The organism is Synechococcus sp. A15-62 (assembly GCF_014280075.1).
In the GTDB taxonomy this organism is placed as follows: Bacteria; Cyanobacteriota; Cyanobacteriia; order PCC-6307; family Cyanobiaceae; genus Parasynechococcus.
The window spans coordinates 1,069,125-1,085,537 of the sequence record NZ_CP047950.1; the positions used below are offsets into that span (position 1 = coordinate 1,069,125).

General features: G+C 59.1%; 21 protein-coding genes. 13 read left to right on the forward strand and 8 right to left on the reverse strand.

What is annotated here, in order from left to right; translation table 11 throughout:
* Nucleotides 1–92: 92 nt before the first annotated feature.
* From SynA1562_RS06000 to SynA1562_RS06020, 5 genes are all read left to right on the forward strand, one after another.
* Nucleotides 93–1,388, forward strand: a complete 1,296-nt coding sequence (locus SynA1562_RS06000; protein ID WP_186495158.1) for a glucose-1-phosphate adenylyltransferase — start codon at nt 93–95, stop codon at nt 1,386–1,388.
* A gap of 130 nt (nt 1,389–1,518) precedes the next feature.
* On the forward strand, nt 1,519–2,937 hold the full coding sequence (gene gndA, locus SynA1562_RS06005; protein WP_186495159.1) for an NADP-dependent phosphogluconate dehydrogenase: 1,419 nt from the start codon (nt 1,519–1,521) through the stop codon (nt 2,935–2,937).
* 11 nt (nt 2,938–2,948) lie between these two features.
* A complete protein-coding gene (pgl, locus tag SynA1562_RS06010; protein WP_186495160.1) occupies nt 2,949–3,662 on the forward strand; it encodes a 6-phosphogluconolactonase in 714 nt (237 codons plus the stop codon).
* Nucleotides 3,643–4,203 (forward strand): CIA30 family protein, encoded by a 561-nt coding sequence (locus SynA1562_RS06015; protein WP_186495161.1) that lies wholly within the window; start codon nt 3,643–3,645, stop codon nt 4,201–4,203. Before pgl ends, SynA1562_RS06015 begins: the two co-directional genes overlap by 20 nt.
* A 4-nt stretch (nt 4,204–4,207) precedes the next feature.
* Nucleotides 4,208–4,576 (forward strand): hypothetical protein, encoded by a 369-nt coding sequence (locus SynA1562_RS06020; protein WP_186495162.1) that lies wholly within the window; start codon nt 4,208–4,210, stop codon nt 4,574–4,576.
* 11 nt (nt 4,577–4,587) lie between these two features.
* Here SynA1562_RS06020 and ilvD read toward each other — a convergent pair whose 3' ends face one another.
* The 3 genes from ilvD to SynA1562_RS06035 are packed head-to-tail and all read right to left on the reverse strand — an operon-like array spanning nt 4,588 to nt 7,226.
* Nucleotides 4,588–6,261, reverse strand: a complete 1,674-nt coding sequence (gene ilvD, locus SynA1562_RS06025) for a dihydroxy-acid dehydratase (RefSeq protein WP_186495163.1) — start codon at nt 6,259–6,261, stop codon at nt 4,588–4,590.
* A 44-nt stretch (nt 6,262–6,305) separates the two neighbouring features.
* On the reverse strand, nt 6,306–6,584 hold the full coding sequence (locus tag SynA1562_RS06030; RefSeq protein ID WP_011364235.1) for a hypothetical protein: 279 nt from the start codon (nt 6,582–6,584) through the stop codon (nt 6,306–6,308).
* Nucleotides 6,585–6,620: 36 nt separating this feature from the next.
* Nucleotides 6,621–7,226 (reverse strand): uracil phosphoribosyltransferase, encoded by a 606-nt coding sequence (locus tag SynA1562_RS06035; RefSeq protein WP_186495164.1) that lies wholly within the window; start codon nt 7,224–7,226, stop codon nt 6,621–6,623.
* A 73-nt stretch (nt 7,227–7,299) separates the two neighbouring features.
* On the opposite strand from SynA1562_RS06035, the gene SynA1562_RS06040 reads away from it, so the two are divergent.
* Together SynA1562_RS06040 and cobW are read left to right on the forward strand one after the other, a co-directional pair.
* Nucleotides 7,300–7,791 (forward strand): pentapeptide repeat-containing protein, encoded by a 492-nt coding sequence (locus SynA1562_RS06040; RefSeq protein ID WP_370593279.1) that lies wholly within the window; start codon nt 7,300–7,302, stop codon nt 7,789–7,791.
* Between the two features lie 5 nt (nt 7,792–7,796).
* Nucleotides 7,797–8,930 (forward strand): cobalamin biosynthesis protein CobW, encoded by a 1,134-nt coding sequence (gene cobW, locus SynA1562_RS06045; RefSeq protein ID WP_186495166.1) that lies wholly within the window; start codon nt 7,797–7,799, stop codon nt 8,928–8,930.
* On the opposite strand, the gene SynA1562_RS06050 is transcribed toward cobW, so the two are convergent.
* Nucleotides 8,867–9,733, reverse strand: coding sequence for an EamA family transporter (locus SynA1562_RS06050; protein ID WP_186495167.1), 867 nt, complete (start codon nt 9,731–9,733; stop codon nt 8,867–8,869). The genes cobW and SynA1562_RS06050 overlap by 64 nt on opposite strands.
* A gap of 86 nt (nt 9,734–9,819) precedes the next feature.
* Here SynA1562_RS06050 and SynA1562_RS06055 point away from each other — a divergent pair, with 86 nt between their 5' ends.
* Nucleotides 9,820–10,896: a DUF389 domain-containing protein gene (locus tag SynA1562_RS06055; protein ID WP_255445764.1), complete on the forward strand. Its 1,077-nt coding sequence runs from the start codon at nt 9,820–9,822 to the stop codon at nt 10,894–10,896.
* Nucleotides 10,897–10,906: 10 nt separating this feature from the next.
* Here SynA1562_RS06055 and SynA1562_RS06060 read toward each other — a convergent pair whose 3' ends face one another.
* Entirely contained in the window at nt 10,907–11,878 is a 972-nt protein-coding gene (locus SynA1562_RS06060) for an SDR family NAD(P)-dependent oxidoreductase (protein ID WP_186495168.1), read from the reverse strand.
* Nucleotides 11,865–12,671, reverse strand: coding sequence for an SdiA-regulated domain-containing protein (locus tag SynA1562_RS06065; protein ID WP_186495169.1), 807 nt, complete (start codon nt 12,669–12,671; stop codon nt 11,865–11,867). The genes SynA1562_RS06060 and SynA1562_RS06065 overlap by 14 nt, the downstream gene beginning before the upstream one ends.
* A gap of 92 nt (nt 12,672–12,763) precedes the next feature.
* On the opposite strand from SynA1562_RS06065, the gene SynA1562_RS06070 reads away from it, so the two are divergent.
* The 4 genes from SynA1562_RS06070 to SynA1562_RS06085 all read left to right on the forward strand — a co-directional run bounded on the left by SynA1562_RS06070 (nt 12,764) and on the right by SynA1562_RS06085 (nt 14,822).
* A complete protein-coding gene (locus SynA1562_RS06070; protein WP_255445765.1) occupies nt 12,764–13,306 on the forward strand; it encodes a TIGR00730 family Rossman fold protein in 543 nt (180 codons plus the stop codon).
* Complete coding sequence (locus SynA1562_RS06075; protein ID WP_186495171.1) at nt 13,306–14,001, forward strand: SDR family NAD(P)-dependent oxidoreductase; 696 nt, start codon at nt 13,306–13,308, stop codon at nt 13,999–14,001. The genes SynA1562_RS06070 and SynA1562_RS06075 overlap by 1 nt, the downstream gene beginning before the upstream one ends.
* Nucleotides 14,002–14,070: 69 nt before the next feature.
* Nucleotides 14,071–14,358, forward strand: coding sequence for a hypothetical protein (locus SynA1562_RS06080; protein ID WP_186495335.1), 288 nt, complete (start codon nt 14,071–14,073; stop codon nt 14,356–14,358).
* Between the two features lie 11 nt (nt 14,359–14,369).
* Nucleotides 14,370–14,822, forward strand: a complete 453-nt coding sequence (locus SynA1562_RS06085; RefSeq protein WP_255445766.1) for an HIT family protein — start codon at nt 14,370–14,372, stop codon at nt 14,820–14,822.
* Here SynA1562_RS06085 and SynA1562_RS06090 read toward each other — a convergent pair.
* Both SynA1562_RS06090 and SynA1562_RS06095 read right to left on the reverse strand, forming a co-directional pair.
* Nucleotides 14,806–15,222: a hypothetical protein gene (locus SynA1562_RS06090; protein ID WP_370593267.1), complete on the reverse strand. Its 417-nt coding sequence runs from the start codon at nt 15,220–15,222 to the stop codon at nt 14,806–14,808. The genes SynA1562_RS06085 and SynA1562_RS06090 overlap by 17 nt on opposite strands.
* Nucleotides 15,223–15,224: 2 nt before the next feature.
* Nucleotides 15,225–15,461: a hypothetical protein gene (locus SynA1562_RS06095; RefSeq protein WP_006850194.1), complete on the reverse strand. Its 237-nt coding sequence runs from the start codon at nt 15,459–15,461 to the stop codon at nt 15,225–15,227.
* A gap of 322 nt (nt 15,462–15,783) precedes the next feature.
* Here SynA1562_RS06095 and SynA1562_RS06100 point away from each other — a divergent pair, with 322 nt between their 5' ends.
* On the forward strand, nt 15,784–16,179 hold the full coding sequence (locus tag SynA1562_RS06100) for a hypothetical protein (protein WP_186495174.1): 396 nt from the start codon (nt 15,784–15,786) through the stop codon (nt 16,177–16,179).
* Nucleotides 16,180–16,413 lie beyond the last annotated feature (234 nt).

Sequence of the window (16,413 nt, forward strand, 5' to 3'; positions counted from 1 at the left end):
TCCCAGTAATCTCGACTGATTCTTTCCAAAGTCGGTTGCGAAGCCAAAAACTCCGGTAAGTTCTTGCGGCAACGCCGATTTGGGATAGCGGCATGAAGCGGGTCTTGGCCATCATTCTGGGCGGGGGTGCAGGCACTCGCCTGTATCCGCTCACAAAAATGCGCGCCAAGCCGGCCGTTCCTCTGGCAGGCAAATACCGACTGATTGATATTCCGATTAGCAACTGCATCAACTCCGACATCAACAAGATGTATGTGATGACGCAGTTCAACAGTGCGTCACTGAACCGCCACCTCAGTCAGACCTACAACCTCAGCAACTCCTTCGGTGGTGGTTTTGTTGAGGTGCTTGCAGCCCAGCAAACCCCTGATAGCCCCACCTGGTTTGAGGGCACCGCAGACGCTGTACGCAAATACCAGTGGTTGTTCCAGGAATGGGACGTTGATGAATACCTGATTCTTTCCGGCGACCAGCTCTACCGGATGGATTACAGCCTCTTCATCGAGCACCACCGCCGCACTGGCGCTGATCTCACCGTTGCTGCTCTTCCCGTTGATCCCCAGCAGGCGGAGGCTTTCGGTTTGATGCGGACTGACGAAAACGGCTCGATCAAGGAATTCCGCGAAAAGCCCAAGGGTGATTCGCTGCTGGAGATGGCTGTCGACACCTCTCGCTTCGGCCTGAGTGCTGAATCAGCCAAGGAAAGGCCCTATCTGGCCTCGATGGGCATTTACGTCTTTAGCCGTAAGACCTTGTTCGATCTGCTCGACAAGCATCCTGGCCACAAGGATTTCGGTAAGGAAATCATTCCCGAGGCTCTCGCCAGGGGCGACAAGCTCCAGAGCTACGTCTTCGACGACTACTGGGAAGACATCGGTACCATCGGTGCGTTCTATGAAGCCAACCTTGCGCTGACCCAACAACCCACGCCCCCTTTCAGCTTCTACGACGAGAAGTTCCCTATCTACACTCGTCCTCGCTATCTGCCCCCCAGCAAGCTGGTCGACGCCCAGATCACCAATTCGATTGTTGGTGAAGGCTCGATCTTGAAGTCCTGCAGCATCCACCACTGCGTCCTGGGTGTGCGCAGCCGCATTGAAAGTGACTGCGTGCTTCAAGACACGCTGGTGATGGGAGCCGACTTCTTTGAATCACCCGACGAACGTGCCGTCTTGAAGGAGCGTGGAGGCATTCCACTTGGCGTTGGCAAGGGCACCACGGTGAAACGCGCCATCCTCGATAAGAACACCCGCATTGGTTCGGGTGTCTCGATCATCAACAAGGACAACGTGGAAGAAGCCGACCGTTCGGATCAGGGCTTCTACATCCGCAACGGCATTGTGGTCGTTCAGAAAAACGCCACCATTGCCGATGGAACGGTGATCTGAGCGCTTGTAGAGCTCCCAGGAATGAGTCGACGACAGTCGATGGTTCATTCCTGACAATTATTGGTTGATTTGCGGTCGAGACCAGCCGAGATCAACACACTGAGAGCAGTCGTTAGTGGTCCTTTAGGCCATGTCCAAGTCTCACTTCGGCCTTATCGGTCTTGGCGTGATGGGCGAGAACCTCGTCCTCAATGCGGAGCGCAACGGTTTTTCCAGCGTTGTCTACAACCGCACCTACGCCAAAACCGAAGACTTCCTCGAGGGGCGTGGCAAGGGCAAGAACATTCAAGGCGCCACTGACCTCGAAGATTTCGTCGGCAAGCTTGAACGCCCCCGCCGGATTTTGATGATGGTGAAGGCGGGGCCCGCCGTCGATGCCGTTGTTGATCAGCTCTCTCCCTATCTCGAGGAAGGCGATCTGCTGATTGATGGAGGCAACTCCGATTATCACGACACTGAACGTCGGGTGAAGCAACTCGAAAGCAAGAGTTTTGGCTTCATCGGTATGGGTGTGTCCGGTGGCGCCAAAGGTGCCCTGGAGGGTCCGAGCATGATGCCCGGTGGAACCAAGACTTCCTACGAGGCCATCGAGGGCCTCGTGAACAAGATGGCGGCCCAGGTCGAAGACGGCCCTTGCGTGACCTACATCGGTCCAGGCGGATCAGGACACCTGGTTAAAACCGTCCACAACGGGATCGAATACGGCATCGAGCAGATCCTTGCCGAGGGCTACGACCTGATGAAGCGGGTCAAGGGAATGAGCGGTGTGCAGATGGCCGACGTTCTCGGGCAATGGAACGCCACAGAAGAGTTGTCGTCGTATCTGGTGGAAATCACCGAGGTGTGTCTTCGCACCAAGGATCCCGTTGATGGCACGGACCTGGTGGAAAAAATCACCGATCAGGCTGGCCAGAAGGGCACGGGACTCTGGACTGTGGTGACGGCGCTGCAGATGGGTGCCTCCGTGCCCACCATCTATGCCTCCCTTAATGCGCGGGTGATGAGCTCGATGAAGCCCCAACGCATGGCGGCTGAATCGATCCTTAAAGGTCCTGCGATCAAGGACTTTGACCTGGGAACACCTGACGACGCCATGGCTCCGTTGATGGATGCCACGGTGCTGAGCTGCATCGCCAGTTATGCCCAGGGAATGGAGCTTCTGCGCATCGCCTCGCAGGATCTCGATTATGAGCTTCACATGCCGTCCATCGCTCAGATCTGGAAGGGAGGTTGCATCATTCGGGCCCGTCTGCTGAAGCGCATTCAGGATGCTTTCCACGCGGATCCCCAGCTGCCCAACCTGATGGTGGATCCCTGGTTTGCTGAGCAGATCAACCGACGTCTCCCCGGACTGGCTCAAGTGGTGGCGGGTGCCGCCGAAGCCGGCATTCCCGTTCCCTGCTTCAGCAGCACCCTCGACTACATCAACAGCTACCGCTCCGATCGCCTTCCTCAGAACCTGGTTCAGGCGATGCGCGATTGCTTCGGCTCCCACACCTACCAAAGGGTCGACAAAGAGGGCACGTTCCACACCGAATGGCTCAGCTGAGTGATTGAGCGATGACCAACTACCGCATCGAGCGGGCGAAGGATGCTCAGGACCTCGCCCGCCAGGCCTGTGAAACTGTTGCCGCCCAAATTGATCTGGCCTTGGATCAACGGGACCGCTGCCAGATCGCTCTGTCCGGTGGGAGCACGCCCGCCAGCGCCTATTCCCTGCTCGGTCAGGAACGGTTGCCCTGGGATCGGGTTGATGTCGTCCTGGGTGACGAGCGCTGGGTGGCTGCCGACGATGCGTCCAGCAACGCCGGCATGCTGCGTCGCACCCTGCTCGCACCCGGGCCAGGAGCTTCAGCCGCTTTTCATCCTGTGCCCACCGTGGAACTGGAGAGTCCTGAGGCCAGTGCCCAGGCCTTTGCTGACCAGCTCTCTCAGCTGTGCCCAGGAGCACCACCGGTGTTCGATGTGATGCTGCTGGGCCTGGGGGATGACGGCCACACCGCGTCCCTTTTCCCCGGCACTGAGGCTCCAGCGGTGCTGGATCGCTGGACGACCATTGGTCGCGGCAAGGGGTTGGATCGCATCACCTTGACGGCTCCTGTGCTCAGTGCCGCCCGTCAGGTGATCTTCCTCGTCAGTGGGGCTGGAAAACAGGAGGCCCTCAGGCGACTGGTGGATCCCTCTGAATCCTCTGATCGCACCCCCGCTCGGCTGGTTCAACCTGCTAGTGATGTGCTGGTCCTTGCCGATCAGGATGCAGCCGCCGGCCTCTGAGCAGATTCTTTTCCAGGGCAGCGACTTTGCTGACTGGGCCAGCCTGAACGACACAATCATGGGCGGCCGTTCCCGTGCCGGTTGTCGCATGAGCCCCGACGGACTCGTGCTGGAGGGGGAGCTGGTGGAGACCGGCGGTGGCTTTGTGAGCTGCCGTTCCCCCCGCCTGCTGCCTCCGCTCGATCTGTCCCCTTATTCGGCGCTTCAGCTGGATGTGGAGGGCGAGGGACGCACCCTGAAGATTGCCCTTGGTTGCCGTGATGGAGCCATGGGGCTCACCGAACTGATTCCCGGTGGTCTCCGCTGGGTGGTGGATGTTCCGACTCAACCGTCTGGCGTGACCCCTGTTGTGGTGCCATTCGCCGACCTCAGACCCACGGTGCGTGCCAAGCCCGTTGGCTTACCGCTGCGCTTCGATCCCAGTGGCATCACCCGCATTCAGGTGCTGCACTCGAAATTCGGCGATGCTGGAGATCTCAATCCTGGTTTTCGCGCTGGCTCCATCCGGGTGGTGATCCGCTCAATTCGCGCCTTGCCTTGAGTCGATGGACCTTCTGGTGTTGATTGCCAAGGCGGCTGACGTCTGCCTCAAGCCCTGGAGCCATGCTGTTGTTCTGATCGATCCTGCGGCTCCAGAACAAATCGACGATCTGCACGTGCGGATTGAATGCCGCGATGGCGACGGCCAGCGTTGCTCCGATCAGGACCTTGAGCTGGAGATCTACCGGAGTGGCGACGAGATCAATCTGATGCTGAGCTGGTGGGACCAACCGGAACGACCGATGCTTTGGCACGGGCGCCATCCGGTCTGGATGGATGGCGCTTCAGGTCAGCGTTGCTCTGCTCCGCAGGATGCCGCCCCGCTTGAAGCATTGGGTCGGCGCCTACGGGCTCTGGTGCAACCGGCGTCTTGATTCCACCGAATTCAGTCGGCGTGGTCGGTGGTTGCACCCCGGCTTGAGCTGGAGACGAGCCGCGCGTACTTGCCGAGAATTCCGTTGCGGTAACGCGGTTCCGGCTTGCTCCATCCCGCACGACGGCGATCCAGTTCCACTTGATCCACGTTGAGTTGGAGCAGCAGCTGATCAGCATCAACCGTGATGCTGTCGCCTTCTTGCACCAGGCCGATCGTTCCACCGATAGCACCTTCAGGAGCCACGTGACCCACCACCAGGCCATAGGTGCCGCCGCTGAAGCGGCCATCGGTGATCAGGGCGACCTTGTCCCCCAGGCCCTGACCAACAATCGCTGAGGTTGGAGCCAGCATTTCCCGCATTCCCGGGCCACCGACGGGACCCTCGTTGCGGACCACCACCACATCCCCGGCCTGGATCTTTTTGTCGAGGATGGCGGCAAGGCAGTCTTCCTCGCTTTCAAACACCCGCGCAGGGCCAGTGAGCACAGGGGTTTTCACACCGCTGATCTTGGCCACGCTTCCTTCGCTGGCGAGGTTGCCCTTAAGGATGGCGAGGTGCCCTTTGGCGTACAGCGGATTGCTGAGGGTGCGGATCACGTCCTGCCCGGCGGGCGGCTCCGCCGGCACATCGGTCAGCAACTCCTTTAGGCTTTTGCCCTCCACCGTTCGGCAGTCGCCGTGCAGCAAGCCGGCATCCAGCAGCAGCTTCATCACCTGGGGAATGCCGCCGGCATTGTGCAGATCAACGGTCACGTAGCGGCCGCTGGGCTTGAGATCACAGATCACCGGCACCCGCTGACGAATCCGTTCGAAGTCATCGATGCTCAGGTCGACGCCGGCGGTACGGGCAATGGCCAGCAGGTGCAGCACCGCATTGGTGGAGCCACCCACCGCCATGATCACGCTGATGGCGTTCTCAAAGGCTTCCTTGGTGAGGAGGTCCAGAGGCCGGATATTGGCTTTCACGGCCTCCACCAGCACCTCAGCGGAGCGAGCGGCACTGTCGGCCTTTTCCTCGTCCTCGGCAGCCATCGTGGAGCTGTAGGGGAGGCTGAGCCCCATCGTCTCGATGGCGGCACTCATGGTGTTGGCGGTGAACATGCCGCCGCAACTGCCAGCCCCAGGGCAGGCATTTTTCTCAACTGCGGTGAGCTGCGCTTCGTCGATCTTGCCGCTGGTGAGTTGCCCCACCGCCTCAAAAGCGCTCACCACCGTGAGATCACAGCCCCCGAGCTTGCCCGGTTTGATCGTGCCGCCGTAGACGAACACCGAAGGAATGTTCATCCGAGCCATGGCCAGCATGGCGCCGGGCATGTTCTTGTCGCATCCACCAACGGCCAGCACCCCATCCATGCTCTGACCGTTGCAGGCCGTTTCGATGGCGTCAGCAATCACTTCACGGCTCACCAGGGAGTACTTCATCCCTTCGGTGCCCATGGAGATTCCATCACTCACGGTGATGGTTCCAAACATCTGGGGCATGCCTCCGGCCTGGCGGGCTGCTTCCTCAGCCCGTTTGGCCAGGTCGTTCAGCCCGATATTGCAGGGGGTGATGGTGCTGTAGCCGTTGGCGATGCCCAGGATGGGCTTGCCGAAATCGCTGTCTCCAAAGCCCACGGCCCGCAACATGGCGCGGTTGGGAGACCGCTGGATCCCCTTGGTGACGGCGTCGGAGCGAAGCATGGAACGGAGCGGACCAGTGGCAATCAAGCCAACCTACCGAGCGCTCAACCTTCGTTTCCGAGTCCCTCGAGCTGGGCTCGAACGCGGGCAATCTCCGCATTGAGTTTTTCCACCCGCTCCTCAAGGTGCCCGTTGGCTGAACTGTCCATCACTTCGGAACCGTCCTGCATCCGCGGTGCGTGCAGCATCGACTTCTGCGCGCCGTAACGCCTGCGCCTATCGGCTTCATTGAGAAGCCACCAGGCCAGGCCTGCAGCACCGAGCACTGCTCCGGTGACCAGAGTTGCCAGGGTTCCTGAGCCCGTGTCGTGCTGCTGGGCCATGGGTGCAATCAACCTGCCTGAAGGTTAGTCACGCCCTCAGGATCGGAGGTTCAGCCGTCGCACAGGATCACCGATTCCCGGGCGAATCTCGCCCTGCTCTCCCAGGTCTTCGTCGATGCAGGCGGTATGCAGCGTTAGATCCGGAATCGCTTCACCCAACAGCTTCAGTCCAGGACTGGCGCACAGGGCAGTGATCAGCCGCAGCCGCCGTCCATCCACACCCTTGCTCTGGAGCTCCCGCAGGAGCTTGAGGGTGGCCTCGCCATCGCTGATCTGATCAACAAACAGAATCACCCCGGCGTTGGCTTCAATCTCCTCTGGGCACGGCCCCAGGCAGAGGGATGCATCGGGAAGGACGGATCGTCCTCCCTGCCAAAGCTCTAGGCCCGCAGGCAGCACTGGCATGGCGATCAGCGGTACTGATGCCTCAACGAGGGTGCCTTCGCTGTCTCCATGGATTCCGGGCACCATCTCCCGGCGATGGGGCAGCCAGTCCCGTAGGGCTTCGTAGGTGAGCCACCGGCCCAGCTCCTGCAGAGCGGTGGCGTAGAGGGCAGCAGGGGTTTCCCGGTGCCGCAGCATCGTCAGCCAATGACCGATCAGGGGATGGGGTGGAACCACCACCCGCAAGCTCATGGCCATATCGACTCGCTCCGCTGACAGTTGCCATAACGTGATTGCTCAAATTACCGGTCTCATGGGCGCCCTTCGACGTATGGCCTCGCTGCTGGCGGTGATCACGCTGGCGTTCAGCACCGTTGTCTGGGCTGAACCAGTGCAGGCCATCACCGCTCCCGAGTTGCGTGGTCAATTCGCGGTACAGGAGATCAGCGCCGACATGCACGGCCTCGATCTCAAGGAAAAAGAGTTCCTCAAGGCCGATTTACGGGAGGTGAATCTCAGCGGTACGGACCTGCGCGGTGCTGTGATCAACACCTCGCAACTGCAGGGGGCCGATCTTCGCGATGCCGATCTTTCCGATGTTGTGGGCTTTGCCAGCCATTTCGAAGGCGCCGATCTGCGGGGGGCCAACTTCACCAACGCGATGATGATGCAGAGCCGTTTCACGGACGCTCAGATCGATGGTGCTGATTTCACCAACGCTGTGATCGATTTGCCGCAACAGCGCGCCCTTTGCGCTCGGGCGGATGGATCCAATCCGATTAGTGGTGTCTCAACCCGTGAGAGCCTGGGTTGCCGCCCTTAATCGTCATGGCTAAGCGTCTGCCGGTGACCGTGATCACCGGGTTTCTTGGGGCCGGCAAGACCACGGTGCTCCGCCATCTGCTGACCCGCGGAGGTCAGCGGTTGGCCGTGATGGTCAACGAATTCGGCAGCGTTGGGCTTGATGGTGATCTGATTCGCAGCTGTGGCTTCTGTCCCGAGGAGGACGTTGACGCGCGGTTGGTTGAGCTGAACAACGGTTGCCTCTGTTGCACGGTTCAGGACGACTTCCTTCCGACCATGGAGACGCTGCTGGAACGGGCGGATCAGCTGGATGGGATCGTCGTCGAAACCAGCGGTCTTGCTTTGCCTCGGCCTTTGCTCCAGGCCTTGGATTGGCCGGCCATCCGCAGCCGTGTGCATGTGAATGGTGTGGTGACGCTGGTGGATGGCGAAGCCTTGGCTGCAGGCAGCCCAGTGGCTGATGCTGAAGCGCTTGAGCGGCAACGGGCCGAGGATCCCAGCCTCGATCACCTCACAGCGATCGACGAGTTGTTTGAGGATCAACTCCAGGCCGCAGACCTGGTCTTGATCAGCAGGGCTGATTGCCTGGATGCATCAGCGTTGGCTGATGTGCAGGGACGGATCCAGGGCAAAGTGCTTCCGGGTACCGCTCTGCTTCCTGTGTCTCAGGGACAGGTGGAGACATCCGTTGTGCTGGGACTGGAGCACAAGCCAACTCCCAAAGCCCATGCCCATCACGACCACGACGACCACGACCACGACCACAATCACGACCACGACGACCACAGCCATCACGACCACAGCCATGTCGCCATGGTCGGCAGCAATGTTCGCGTTGAAGGTGCATTGGATCGTCAGGCCCTCGAGCAGCTGCTGCCCAGCCTCGTGAGCAATCACCAGGTGGTTCGACTCAAGGGTCGTGTCTGGTTGCCCAGCAAAGCGCTTCCGCTTCAGATCCAGATGGTGGGTCCGCGCTTGAACAGCTGGTTTGAAGCAGCTCCCAGCCATGCCTGGCGTCCCGATCAGGGCTGTGGTGCTGATCTGGTGGTGCTGGCCTTGAACGAAGCCGCTGCTCCGGCACTGGAATCCGGCCTTCAGAGGCTGGTGCAGGCCACACCGGCCAAGGCCAGCCCCGCGGCAGCCACGCCGGAGAGCTGAATCGGGTCTCCCTCCATTCGTCCCACAAAAAGAGCCATCACTGGCGCCGTGGCCATCAGCGTCACCCCTTCTCCAACGGGCATCGTTTGCAGCACCACCTGTTGCAACAGGATTCCGCCGTTGGTTCCGACCACAGTGGCGAGCACAAGTTTCCATTGCTCCCGTCGCTTCAGCTTGGTTTGTCTCCAGATCCCGCTGAGGAAGGGGAGCAGACCAAGCCAACCGCCCAGCAGCCGGATGGATGCCGTCTGCAATGGGGTGAGGTCGCTGCTGATCAGCACATGACGGGCCAGAAAGGCTCCGCTCAACCCGCAGATCACGGCTGCGAGAGCCAACAGCAACCCTGGGCTGTGCTCAGCAGCGATGGCAGCCCGGCTCCGTTGGCTTGTCTCTTTCGCCTGCATGGCAATGAGAACCACCGCGCTTGAAACCAAAAGCGCACCGACAGCGTTCCTCACTCCCACGCTGTCACCCATCACCAGCACCCCAGCGATGCTGGCCAGCACCGGTCCGCTGGCTTCCACGGTGAGGGTCCGTCGGGTGCCGAGCCGCCGCAACGCCCCGAGATAGAAACTGTCGCCGGCCGCAATGCCGATCAAGCCGCTGATCAACAGCAGCAGAACGGCATGGGCTTCGGTGTGGTGCGGAAGTGTGAGCAGAACCGGCAGAAACAGCAGGCTGGCCAAGCCGTTTTTCATGGCGTTAAGCCGGATCGCCGACATCCGCCCCGATAGCGACCTCCAAAGTGCACTGGCTCCCGTCCAGGCCATGGCCGCTCCCAGGGCCGCCAGTACACCCGTCATGTTGTGGTGGTGATCGTCGTGCAGTCTGCTGCGCTGTTTAGAACTCTGTGCACAATTCAGGAATGTGAGGCCTGGAGACGTGCACAGTGCTGGGGCAATTGCTGGAGAGCCTGTCGGGACATTTGGCGGTTCATCTTGAAAGTCGTGTTCCGTGCACGGAGCTGTACGAAGCGCGGATCGCCTCATCCAAGCCGTCACTTGGTTTTTTCATCCTTCTGATCAGTTCTGCGGTGATCGCCACCCTGGGGCTGATTTCCAACAGCACGGCAGTTGTGATCGGGGCCATGATCGTCGCCCCGCTGATGGATCCCATCCTCAGCCTGGCCTTTGGTTTGGCGGTCAGTGACGGAAGATTGATCCGCCGTTCCGCCGTCACCGTTGGTTTTGGCGTATTGGCGGTCGTCGGAACCGCATCGTTGATCAGTTGGGGGCTTGGCGTCAGCTATGTGCAGTCGGAGATCACTGGCCGCACGTCTCCGAACCTGATCGATCTCGGTATCGCCATTGCGGCCGCTGTTGCCGGGTCGTTTTCGATGACCCGCAAACAATTGTCGAATTCGATTGCCGGGGTGGCGATTGCTGTTGCCCTGGTGCCACCGCTGTGTGTCAGCGGCATCGGCCTCACCCTCGGCTCGGAAATGGTGGCTGTGTTTGGTCGTGGAACGGTGGCAGGTCTCACCAATCAGATCGCGGAAGGTTCGTTTCTGCTTTTTCTGGCAAACCTGATCGGCATCACCGTCACCAGCCTTATGGTGTTTTTGGTGCAGCGTTACGGCTCATTGCGCACTTGTTGGCGCAACCTTCTGGTTTGGCTGGGATTGCTCAGCATGCCGCTGTCATCGGCATTGCATGATTTCAGTGTGCGGCAGCAGATGGATGCCGTGTTTGCTCATGTCAAATCTGGGCGACTCAAACGTGTTGCCATCGCCCAAGGAAACCCGAGATTGTGGTCAAGGGTTCGTCTGACGTACAGCAACGTCAGCGTTGTTGATAACAAAGCAACGCTTGATCTCGTCCTAAATGCGCCCGAAGACTTCTTGAATCAGTCCGTGATGAATTCTCTTAATCAACAGATGTTGAATCGTGCTAAAGAATTTGGCGTCGATGATCTTGATATGAACATCAGTGTGATCCCCAATCGTGTGTATAAGTTTGACAATTAGTAATTCAGCCTTACTGCCCATGCTGCGGTTGGTTTGATGGGCCCAGTGATGCGTTGATTAGATCGTTCGACAACATCCAGAGCATCGTCGATTTGTCGCTGTCAATTGCTTCCTCGGAGGGTTCCGTTGGTTTGAATTGATGCCGGCCAGGGCCCAGCAGCGCATTGGTCCAGTAACTGAATCCCGGCTGGTGTAGCTGTTCATCGATGAGCTGCACCAGCAGTGCCCCAGCCTGCTCAACGCTTTCCGTCAATCGCAAAAGATCCCGGGCGATCAATCCAAACAAGGCCTGTCCCAGGGGATTGGCCTGGCGACTGTTTCTGAAAAATCCCCCTGTCGTCCGTGGAATTACAAGCCCTGGACTCCAGGCCAAGACAGGCAGCTCAGGACGTTGTCGGTGGATCTGCAGGGCCATCAGCAGATTGCAGAGTTTACTGTCTTTGTAGGCCTTGTCTGCATTGAACGGACTTTCTCCGTCCACCATGGGGGCCCCGGGACCCTGGCGCAGTCCCTTCAGCATGCCCAGGCCGGCAGGCTTCCCAACCCGTCCTCCGCCCGTGGTTGGGTTGTGCACCTCAGAGGCGGTGATCAAGAGGGCACGGGTGTGCTCTTTCAGTCCTTCAGCCAACAGTTGATGGGCCAGGTGGTTCACCGCAAAGGTGAGTTCAATGCCCTGTGCGCTCCAGCGGGGGGAGTCATGGCCGGCGTATTGCAACCCAGCATTCAGCACCAGTGCATCGAATGGCGTCCCGTCACAGCGAAGTTCTTCAATCGCCCTGGCGACGGACGCAAGGTCTGCCAGATCGGCAATACAAGTCTCCACGGAATCCGACAGAGCCGTGCGGGTCAGCTCTGCCCGTTCTGCATTGCGGCAAACAACGATGAGTGCATCACCACGGGCCAGCAGGATCTTTGCCGCTTCAAGGCCAATACCGCTGCTGGCACCGGTGATCAGAACGCGGCGCTGTTCAGCCGTCGTCATGGAGCCTGAACACATAGAGATCCCCGTCACGATCGCTCACTACGTACAACCTGTTTCGATCAGGATCGAAGGCAACACCCTCCGGTTTTCGGATCCGTTTTGGCTTGTCTCCCGTGCTGATGGTGAGATCGAGGCGCTGGAGCACAGTGTCGCGTGCCCAGTCGTATTGGAACAGGCACCGGCCCTTGTCGCTCACGATCCAGAGGGTGTCGCTGCTGCTGTCGTAGCTCAGGCCCGAGAAATCCAGCTTTTCGGCCTTCAGTTCGGGATGGATGAACCCTTGGCTGGGCTGCAGCACGCGTGTGGAGAGGATTGTCGTGAGCGAGGAATCCAGTTCAATCAGCAGACCGGGGTGGTGTTCTTTCACCACAACCACATGGTCGTTCCTGGTGTTAACAGTGATGCCCTCCAATCCGTTGTTGTCTGGCGGGTTCGGAAAGTGGTGCGCAATCGTGTCGTAGTTGGTCATGGCTGACAGGGGGCGTCGAGAGCGTTCCCTTCGGGTGTTCAGATCCACCACCACCACAGAATTGCTTCCCTCCTGCACCACGAGCAGCTCGCTGTCATCGCCACGGATTGCAATGCCCTCCAAGTCGTCGAGGCCGATGAAGAACGAGTCGCTCACCGACACTCTGCCTTTGAGATCCAGACGAAAAATCGCCTTGGTGTCATCGCTGACGGTGTAGAGCGCTGAGCCATCTCCGTTCAACGTCAGCCCGGATGGTTCATTCAGGCCGAGGCCTGGGTCTCGAATCCGGTGACGGTGCAGCAGCTCGAGGCGCATCGAGGTCATCCTCACAGGGACCCATTCCCGGTGATTCTTGATGTTTGGCTCGTTTTTGCCAGCCATCGCAGGTGAGGATGAAGGGATCACGGCCAGGCGCCATGCATCGGATCGCTGTGTATTGCGGCTCCTCGAGCGGCGACTCGAGCCTGTTCAAACGTGCTGCCACTGAGCTGGGTGCCCTGATTGCCTCCCAGGGCATGGCCCTGGTTTACGGCGGAGCTCGCATTGGCCTAATGGGCGCTGTTGCTGATGCAGCTTTGGCCTCTGGAGGGGAGGTGATCGGGGTGATTCCCGAGGCACTAACGCAGGATGAAGTGGTGCACACCGGTCTGACCCATCTCGAGGTTGTGGCATCGATGCACGAGCGCAAAGCGCGGATGCTCGATCTGGCCGATGCAGCCGTTGCCATGCCCGGAGGCCTGGGAACGTTCGACGAGTTGTTTGAAGCATTGACCTGGGCTCAGCTTCGTTTTCATGCCAAGCCGATCGGCATGCTCAACATCGATGGCTACTTCGATGCGCTGCTTGGCTTTCTCGATCACAGCGTTGCGACGGGATTTCTTTCGGAGCGGAATCGCCAGCTCCTCCTGGATGCAACAACGCCAGAATTGCTCATCGATCGACTCCTCAACGCGTGCTGATGCAACGCACGGTTTTGCTCACCGGAGCCAGTCGTGGCATCGGACGTTCCATCGCCAGACGGTTGCTCAAGGATGGTCACCGCCTCAGCCTTGGGCTGCGGGATCCAGAGGCTCTTAGGGGAACAGATCTAGATGGCGAGACGGTGTTGCTTCACACCTACGACGCCAGCGATCCAGGCAGTGCTGAAACCTGGGTCAGTGCCACCGATCGTCACTGGGGTGGCATCGACACTGTGATTCATTGCGCAGGAATTCTGCATCGAACACCGCTGTTGTTTGCCGATGGCGAAGAGCAGCAGCTTGATGAACTCTGGGCAATCAACGTGAAGGGGCCCTGGTGGCTTACCCGCGCAGCCTGGTCACACCTGGTGGCCAGTGGCCATGGACGAATCCAGGTGCTGGTGTCGATGAGTGGCAAGCGAGTTAAAGGTCGAATGGCGGGCTACCCCGTCAGCAAATTCGCCTTGATGGGGCTTTGTCAGAGTATGCGCAATGAAGGTTGGGACAGGGGGATTCGGGTGACCGCCATCTGTCCCAGTTGGGTCAACACCGATATGGCTCGTGCGGTGACGGCCGTTGAATCTGCCGCGATGACCCAACCCGAGGATCTTGCGTCTCTCTCGAGCAGCCTGTTGTCGATGCCCAACGCCGCCGTTCCGTTCGAGTTGGCGATGAATTGCTCGCTCGAAACCTGAATCTTCCAGTGAGGACGATGTCGCCTTCAGATGATGTCGCTATGGATGACTCAGCGTCCGTGCCTTGCGATGTGTCTTCTGGCGGCGATTGGCCTGCTGGCTCCACGCCTGGTTTTGGTGTTGATGTGGCTGATCAACAGCAGCTTCGTGCTGCAACCTTTCAGTGCAACCAATGTACCTAATCCGGTGCTGCCGGTTCTTGGACTCCTGTTTCTCCCCACCACAACCCTCGGCTATTGCTGGGCTGTGTCCTCGTTCGGAGGTGTCTCGTCGTTCAGTGGCCTGTTGGTGGTGTTGATCGGACTGATCATTGACTTCGGCTTGATCGGTAATGGCCGTGGTGCTGTTCGTCGTTGAAGATCAACCCCGTGGATACCTGCGCCATCTGTCAGCTGCATCTCGACCCACAAGCGCAAGAGCGGTATGAGATTCAGCGTTCTGAACTCTGGGTCTTGCGCCATCACCCCGACCCAGCACCTCTGCCTGGCTGGCTTCTGTTGGATTCACTGAGGCACTGTTCCGGGCCCATGGATTTCACGGAGGCCGAGGCTTCCGGTTGGGGCAGCGCAATGCGCGATGCCAGTGATCTCGTGAAACAGATCACCGGATGCGAACGCGTGTATGCCATTGCCTTCGGTGAGGGAGCCCAGCACCTTCATCTGCATCTCATTCCGCGCCATCTGAATGATCCGGCCTCGAAGGCCTGGGCGGTTGCAGACTTGTACCGGGCGATGGATCGTGGGGATCGAGCCGCTGCCGATCCTGATGCTGTGGCCGCGATGGTTCAACGCTGCCGTGCGTTGATCAGCGTTCCGGATTGAAACGTTTGTGTGTCTTGGTGCTGTTGGCGCCTTGCTTGAAATTGCCCAAGGGCCAGCCGAGGTGCCTGAGATGCTTCACCGTGTTCTGCGATGCGGTGAAGCAGTTTTCGCTGTAACTGCTGGCAATTCCGATCTCTTTGAGGGTGAGCAGCAGCAACCTTTGCTCCCGGCGTGTGCCCCGCCGGCTCGCGAGCAGCACGAAGTCGCGTTCGTGAAGTTGTTCGGTGATCGAATCGATGTTGTCGGAATAACCCAAGGAGAGGGTCTGATCAATGGCGCGATAGGCGGTGTAAATCCGTCCCTCAGGATTGGTCTCAAGGGTTTGAACCCTTTCGCTCAGGGCGATTACGGCGTCCATCACCGGTGCTTGAAGCGCCTGCTCGATCTGTTCAAGCTGCACGATCACAACCCTCCCACGGCCAAACGTTCATCACAGGCAGCCTCGTAGGCGCGGATGGCTGCGCTTGGAATAGAGCCATTGCTCTTGAGTTGGCGCACCGAGAGCTCCACGCACTGGAGCACAACACTGGTGAGCTCACGACCTTCACACAGGGCCCAGCCGCGAAGCAACACATGAAGGCTCGGGGGTACGGAGACCGTGAGCTTGACCTGGGTCTCGCGGGTTGAAGTTTTGATCATGGCCCGTTTGCTGCCAGAGCATCTCCAAAGTAGCTCACTGGCTACTGCTAGGCAACTGCTGAGTAGCTGCTGAGTGTCTTAGGGGCTTCTTCGTGGTTGCTTGGCAGTGGTTCTGCGCATTGCTGAGTGCTGGATCAGTGAGCCCTGTTGATTCGGTCGCGGTTGTTATGTCTTTGTGTCGTCAATCCAGCCATTCATGGAATGCCACGTCTTGCTCTCTAGGTGATTCGAGGTGGTGAGGTTTCTCTGCCTGGCTGCAGAGCCTTTGATGCAGATATTGCATGAATATGGATAAAATGGAGCCATAGAAACATCGGCTTCGATGGGTACTGCTTCTGTTCAGGCTGACAAGGTGGTCAACGTCAGAATGTCTGAATCGGAGCACACTCTGTTGAAGGCCTATTGCGCTTCGTTGAACCGCAGCATGCAAGATGTGCTTCGTGATTTCGCGTTAATGCAAATCCAAAAGCAACGCTTTTGTTGCCGGCTTGTGCGCTCCCTGATGGATGAGCATGGGATCGAACAAGACCCCAGAGTTGGCAAGCCTTGCTTTGGTTATTCCTGTTATTACTGCCGCCATGCAGAGGCATGCACGGCTGGAGAGACTGATCTGCTTTATGTCCCCCGCCAGGAGATCCGTGAACTGGTTGCTGAGGAGTCGTCCTACATTTTCGACTTCGATGGCAGCAGTATCGAGCCCCCGAACCAAGCTGGTTGATCGAGTTTCGACCCGCCAATCACTTCACCTACTGAGGAACGAGCCTTCGAGTCAGGGGTTCGATTGAGGCGCTCCTGGAAGGAATCACTTCGAGTCTTGGTTGCAATTTGTGGAAGTCGAGAAATCTGACCACTACCCCTTCAAAAATCCGGACGATTCGGCTCATAGTGATCTTGCCAAGTCGCTAATCGGGCTTGGAAGCCGGACAGAGCGATGTCCGGCGCCTTGGTGTTT